Origin of the sequence: Mycolicibacterium palauense (genome assembly GCF_002592005.1) — a bacterium.
Taxonomy (GTDB): domain Bacteria; phylum Actinomycetota; class Actinomycetes; order Mycobacteriales; family Mycobacteriaceae; genus Mycobacterium; species Mycobacterium palauense.
This window is the reverse complement of record NZ_NVQF01000166.1, coordinates 1-4,949: the sequence shown is the minus strand read 5'-3', so window position 1 is coordinate 4,949 and position 4,949 is coordinate 1. Positions and strand designations below refer to the sequence as shown.

Annotated in this window: 4 protein-coding genes; 1 reads left to right on the top strand and 3 read right to left on the bottom strand. The window is 71.6% G+C overall.

What is annotated here, in order from left to right:
- Nucleotides 1–255 precede the first annotated feature (255 nt).
- The 3 genes from CSR00_RS29405 to CSR00_RS29395 are packed head-to-tail and all read right to left on the bottom strand — an operon-like array spanning nucleotide 256 to nucleotide 3,915.
- On the bottom strand, nucleotides 256–1,704 hold the full coding sequence (locus tag CSR00_RS29405; protein WP_099025883.1) for a vWA domain-containing protein: 1,449 nt from the start codon (nucleotides 1,702–1,704) through the stop codon (nucleotides 256–258).
- Nucleotides 1,705–1,714: 10 nt separating this feature from the next.
- The gene (locus tag CSR00_RS29400; protein ID WP_099025882.1) at nucleotides 1,715–2,617 is read right to left on the bottom strand and encodes an AAA family ATPase; all 903 of its coding nucleotides are present in this window, start codon (nucleotides 2,615–2,617) and stop codon (nucleotides 1,715–1,717) included.
- A gap of 38 nt (nucleotides 2,618–2,655) precedes the next feature.
- Nucleotides 2,656–3,915, bottom strand: coding sequence for a glutamate-5-semialdehyde dehydrogenase (locus CSR00_RS29395; RefSeq protein ID WP_099025881.1), 1,260 nt, complete (start codon nucleotides 3,913–3,915; stop codon nucleotides 2,656–2,658).
- Nucleotides 3,916–4,033: 118 nt separating this feature from the next.
- Between CSR00_RS29395 and CSR00_RS29390 the strand changes: the two genes are divergently transcribed.
- Nucleotides 4,034–4,888: a ribokinase gene (locus CSR00_RS29390; RefSeq protein ID WP_099025880.1), complete on the top strand. Its 855-nt coding sequence runs from the start codon at nucleotides 4,034–4,036 to the stop codon at nucleotides 4,886–4,888.
- The last annotated feature ends 61 nt before the right edge of the window (nucleotides 4,889–4,949 follow it).

The following is a 4,949-nucleotide window of genomic DNA, read 5'->3' as shown; positions in this document are numbered from 1 at the left end:
TGCGCTATTGTGTTGTGACTTGCGATGTCTGGTGTGCTTATGTGTTGTGTGCTGGACTTGTACTTTTGTTATCCATGATCCAGCACCCACCGAAATCTCCACTCGGAGTATCGTCGGCAGCGTCAGATTGTTATAAGAGCCACCCTTCGGCGGGGCCGTTCCCTGGCCGTTTGCACGGTAGGCCAGCTTACTGGAGCCACGCGCCCACCGAGATCGGCGAGGATGCGCCGCCCGCCCCGGCACCCGCCGGCGGCCTCAGACCGGCAGCAGCTGGTCGATCACACCGGCCAACTGCTTGGCCGAGCGGCACTCGTGCATGGTGATGACGTCCTCGTAGCGCGGGACCGCCGAGTCGCCGCTGCCCCACAGGTGCCGGGGTTCGGGGTTGAGCCAGTGCGCGTGCCTGCTGGCCGTGACCATGTGGCTGAGCAGATCGGTCTCGGGGTTGCGGTAGTTGTTGCGCCCGTCGCCGAGCACCAGCAGCGAGCTGCGCGGCGACAGCACCGTGGGGTACTTGTCCAGGAACGACACGAAGGCGTGGCCGTAGTCGCTGTGCCCGTCGCGGGTGTACACCCCGGATTCGCGGGTGATGCGCTGCACGGCCACCGCCAGGTCGGCGTCGGGCCCGAACAGGTGGGTCACCTCGTCGGTGGTGTCGATGAAGGCGAAGACCCGCACCCGGGAGAACTGCTGACGCAGCGCGTGCACCAGCATCAGGGTGAAGTGGCTGAACCCGGCCACCGACCCCGAGACGTCGCAGAGCACCACCAGTTCCGGGCGCGCCGGGCGGGGTTTGCGCAGCACCACGTCGATCGGCACCCCGCCGGTGGACATCGACTTGCGCAGTGTCTTGCGCAGGTCGATCTGCCCGGCCCGGTGCCGGCGCCGCCGCGCGGCCAGCTGGGTGGCCAGGGTGCGCGCCAGCGGGGCCACCACCCGGCGCATCTGACGCAGCTGTTCGCCGGAGGCGCGCAGGAACTCCACGTTCTCGGCCAGCTGCGGCACCCCGTACATCTGCACGTGCTCGCGCCCCAGCTGCTCGGCGGTGCGGCGCTTGGCCTCGGCCTCGACCATCTTGCGGATCTGGTTGATCCGCTGGGCGGCAAGCGATTTCGCGATCTGCTCCTGGGTGGGGGTGGGTTGGTCACCGTAGGGTGCGAGCAGACCGGCCAGCAGCTTGCCCTCCAGCTCGTCCAGCGCCATCGACTTGAGCGCCTGATACGACGAGTACGACGCCCCACGGCTGGAGTTGTAGCGCCCGTAGGCCTCCACGATCTGGGCGATCATCGCCGCCAACCGGTCGTCGAGGTCGGCCAGGTCCTCGTTCTGGGTGAGCAGGTCGGCCAGCATGGCCCGCATGGCCTCGACGTCGTCGGGCGGCAGCGGCGGGGTGTCCGACTCAGCGCCGGCCTCGGCGTCGTCGACGACGGCCCGGGCGCCCAGCGCCGAGGGCCACCACAGGTCGAACATCGCGTCGTAGGTCTCGCGGTGGTCCGATCGCCGCAGCACCGCGCAGGCCAGCCCCTCGCGCAGCACCTCCCGGTCGCCGAGACCGAGGGTGGCCAGCACCTGGCCGGCGTCGACGGTCTCCGACGGGCCGACGGCGATCCCCTGCGCGCGCAGCGCCTCGACAAAGGCCACGAGGTGCCCGGGGATCCCGTGCGGGGCCAGGGGCTGGGGTGGGCGCGTGCGCCGGACCGCCATCGGTACTCCTCTAGTTCAGATGCAGCTCGCCGGCCGCTTTCTGCTGGTCGGACTGATGTTTGAGCACCACCCCGAGGGTGGCGGCGACGGTGGCGTCGTCGATGGTGTCCATGCCCAGCGCCAGCACGGTGCGGCCCCAGTCGATGGTCTCGGCCACCGAGGGCAGCTTCTTGAGCTGCATCCCGCGCAGCACGCCGATGATGCGGACCAGTTCGGCAGCCATCGCCTCGGGCAGCTCGGGCACCCGGGACAACAGGATTCGTCGTTCCAGCTCGGGATCGGGGAAATCGATGTGCAGGAACAGGCAGCGCCGCTTGAGCGCCTCGGAGAGCTCCCGGGTGGCGTTGGAGGTCAGCACCACGAACGGTGGCCGGGTGGCGGTGATGGTGCCCAGCTCGGGCACGGTGACCGCGAAGTCGGAGAGCACCTCCAGCAGCAGGCCCTCGATCTCGATGTCGGCCTTGTCGGTCTCGTCGACGAGCAGCACGGTGGGCTCGGTGCGCCGGATGGCGGTCAGCAGCGGACGCGACAGCAGGAACTCCTCGCTGAACACGTCGGTCTTGGTCTGCTCCCAGTCATCGCCGCCGGCCGAGCCGGCAGTCCGGTCGGTAGCGGCCTGGATCCGCAGGATCTGCTTGGCGTGGTTCCACTCGTAGAGCGCGCGTGCCTCGTCGACACCCTCGTAGCACTGCAGCCGCACCAGTCCCGACCCGGTGCACTGGGCCACCGCGCGGGCCAGTTCGGTCTTGCCGACCCCGGCGGGACCCTCCACCAGCAGCGGCTTACCCAGCCGATCGGCGAGGAACACCGCCGTCGCGGTGGCCGTGTCGGGAAGGTAGCCGGTCTCGGCGAGCCTGCGGGCGACATCGTCGATGTCGGCGAACATCGGGGCGTGCCGGGCGGGGGTGTCCAAGTGATCTCCTCAGCGGTGGGCGCCGGTCTCGGCGGTTCTCAGGCGGGTCGGATGTGGCCGTCTCCCCAGACGATCCACTTGGTCGAGGTCAGTTCGGGCAGCCCCATCGGGCCGCGGGCGTGCAGCTTCTGGGTCGAGATGCCGATCTCGGCGCCGAAACCGAACTGCTCGCCGTCGGTGAACGAGGTCGCCGCGTTGACCATCACCGCGGCCGCGTCGACCCGTTCGGTGAACCGCTGGGCCGCGGACAGATCGGTGGTGACGATGGCCTCGGTGTGGCCGGTCCCGTAGGTGTTGATGTGGTCGACGGCGGCGTCGAGGCCGTCGACGACGGCCACCGCGATGTCCAGGGACAGGAACTCGGCGCGCAGCTCCTCCTCGGACGGGTCGATGTGCACGGTGACCCCGGCGTCCTGTAGGGCGCCGATCAGCCGGGGCAGCGCCTGCCCGGCGACGCCCGCGTCCACCAGCAGGGTCTCGGCGGCGTTGCACACGCTGGGCCGGCGGGTCTTGGAGTTGAGCAGGATTCGTTCGGCCATGTCGAGGTCGGCGGCGGCGTGCACGTAGACGTGGCAGTTGCCGACCCCGGTCTCGATGGTGGGCACGGTGGCGTCGCGGACCACGGCGTCGATCAGTCCGGCTCCCCCGCGCGGGATCACGACGTCGATGAGTCCGCGGGCCTGGATCAGGTGGGTGACGCTGGCGCGGTCGGCGCTGGGCAGCAGTTGCACGGCGTCGGCGGGCAGGCCCTCGGCGGTCAGCGCGGCGCGCAGCACCGCCACCAGGGCGGCGTTGGAGTGCGCGGCCGAGGAGCTGCCGCGCAGCAGCACCGCGTTGCCCGATTTGAGGGTCAGACCGAACGCGTCGACGGTGACGTTGGGCCGGCCCTCGTAGACCATGCCCACCACGCCCAGCGGCACCCGCTGCTGACGCAGCTGCAGCCCGTTGGGCAGGGTCCGTCCGCGCAGCACCTCGCCGACCGGGTCGGGCAGCCCGGCGACCTGGCGCAGGCCGGCGGCGATGCCGTCGATGCGCTGGCTGGTCAGCGCCAGCCGGTCGATCATCGCCTCCGGGGTGCCGGCGGCCCGGGCGATCTCGACGTCCTCGGCGTTGGCGGCCAGCACGGCGGTCGCGTTGGCCAGCACGGCGTCGGCGGCCGCGTGCAGGGCGCGGTCCTTGGCGACGGTGTTCAGCGTGCCCAGTACCCGCGCGGCCACGCGGGCCCGCCTGGCGGCTTCGTGGACCTGGTCACGCAGGTCAGCGGTCGGCTCCGCCAGCGTCGATGCTTGCAGACTCATTAGCCCAGCGTATCGGGTATGCGGCGGGTTGGCCGAGTCGGGTTCGGCCGTTCCCGCGCCGACCACGACACCGAACAGGGCCTTGCCAACCGGCCGCTTCGTGACATAGGAGAAACGGATGGCGCGGATCTGCGTGGTGGGCAGCCTGAATCTCGACACCGTCTACGAGGTGGCGGCACTGCCGGGGCCCGGCGAAACGGTGCTGGCCTCCTCGGCGCACACCGGTCCCGGCGGCAAGGGCGGCAACCAGGCGGTGGCCGCGGCCCGGGCCGGCGGGGCGGTCCAGCTGGTCGCCGCGGTCGGCGAGGACGCCGCCGGGGTGACGCTGCGGGCCCATCTGCGGGCCAACGACGTCGGGGTGCGCGGGCTGGTCACGCTGCCGGTGCCCAGCGGGTCCGCGGTGATCGTCGTCGACCAGGCGGCCGAGAACCTGATCGTGGTGTCGCCGGGGGCCAACGCCCACCTGAGCCTGGACTCCCGGCCGCTGCGCGACATCGTGGCCGGCGCCGAGGTGGTGCTGCTGCAGCTGGAGATCCCGGTGGAGGCGGCGCTGGTGGCCGCCCGCACCGCCCGCGCCGCCGGCGCCACCGTGATGGTCAACGCCTCACCGCGGTGCGCCGACCCGCTGCTGCCCGAGCTGGCCGGGCTCACCGACGTCGTCGTCGTCAACGAGTCCGAGTCCGCGGGGTGGCCGTGGCCGGTGCCCCACCGGGTCGTCACCCGCGGCGCCGGCGGGGCGCTGTGGCGCAGCGAGGCGGGCGAGGTGCAGGCCGAGGCACCCGCCGTGGAGGCCGTCGACACCTCGGGTGCCGGGGACGTGTTCGCCGGGGTGCTGGCGGCCTACTGGCCCGAGGACCCCGGGCTGGCACTGCGGAGGGCCTGTGCCGCAGGCGCGTTGGCGACGCTGGTTCCCGGGGCCGGTGACTGCGCGCCGACGGCCGAGGCGATCGAGGACGTCCTGACCCGCGACTGAGGCCGCTACCGTCGCCGTTATAGTGTCGGTTTCCGTGAGCACTCCTGACACCCCCGCGCCC